Source organism: Nocardiopsis coralliicola (genome assembly GCF_054779695.1).
The window spans coordinates 1-1,022 of sequence record NZ_BAAGXT010000101.1 but is presented as its reverse complement, the minus strand read 5'-3'; the positions used below and the strand labels follow the sequence as shown (position 1 = coordinate 1,022).

At 82.5% G+C, this 1,022-nt stretch carries 1 protein-coding gene and 1 pseudogene; both read left to right on the top strand.

From position 1 onward, the window contains the following. The coding region (locus ACYVGT_RS28105; protein WP_460863874.1) for a DUF6286 domain-containing protein at positions 1–321 on the top strand (321 nt) is incomplete at its 5' end. A gap of 163 nt (positions 322–484) precedes the next feature. Then, positions 485–1,022: pseudogene (locus ACYVGT_RS28100) on the top strand (hypothetical protein); the annotation flags it as partial.

Here is a 1,022-nt window from a genome sequence, read left to right as displayed (position 1 = left end):
TCCGGGGCGCTACTCCGCGGCGCCGTCGGCGACATCCCGGGCGTGGCCGAGGTCGCGGCGCGCACCGGCCGGCGCAGGGTCCGCGTCCGCGTCCTCCTCGCCTTCGGCGACGTGGGCAGTGTCCGCACCCGGGCCGCCACCGCCGCAGCGGCCGCCCTCGCCCGGTGCGGCCTCGCCCGCACACCGCGGCTCGCGGTCACGGTCACGCCGAGCCCCGGGTGGCTGCCGCCGCCCGACGCAGCGGCAGCCGGCCCAGCACCCGACCTGCCCGCCCGCGCCGCAGTCTCAGCCGCACCGCACCCCGGAGGCGAACGCCGATGACCCCCGCCCCGACCGCAGTCCGCCCGCCAACGGCACCGCGCGCAGCCGCGGCTGCCGCGGCCGGCCCGGCCGCCGCATGCCCGGCGCCCCCTCCGCCGCACCGCCGGCACCGCGGACGCCGCGCCCCGGTCCGGAGGACTCCGGCCGCCGGGGGTGGCCGCCGATGAGCCGCACCCGCACCGCAGGGAACCGCCTGGTCCTGTTCTGCGCCGGTGCCGCGCTGGCCGCGGCCGGCGGCTGGCTGGTGTCCGGCGTCCCGGCCGCGGCCCTCCTTCCTTCCGGGTGGTCCGTCCTGCCGCCCGGCGGAGCCGCCGCGGCGGTGCAGGAGGCCGCCGCCCAGCCCTGGGCGGTGCCGGCGGCGATCGGCGCCGGCTCCGCGGCGGCGGAGCTGGCCGCGCTCTTCCTGCTCGCCCAGCTCGGGGTCGGCGGCCGGTCCCGGCTGCCGCTCTCCGCCCCGGGCGACGTGCTGCACGTGCGGGCTCTGGAGGAGGTGCTGGGCCGCCGGGCCGCCGCGCTCGACGGCGTCGACCGGTGCCGGGTCAGCGTGCACGCCGGCCGGCGGCGGCTCCGGGTGCTCTTCCATGTGCGGCCCGCTCCGGACGCGGCGCCCACCGCGATCCTGGCCGCGCTGGCCCCGCCCGCCGAGGAGGCCCGGAGCGCCGCCGCCCCTGCCGCGGTGCGGATAGCGGTGCGCGTCACCG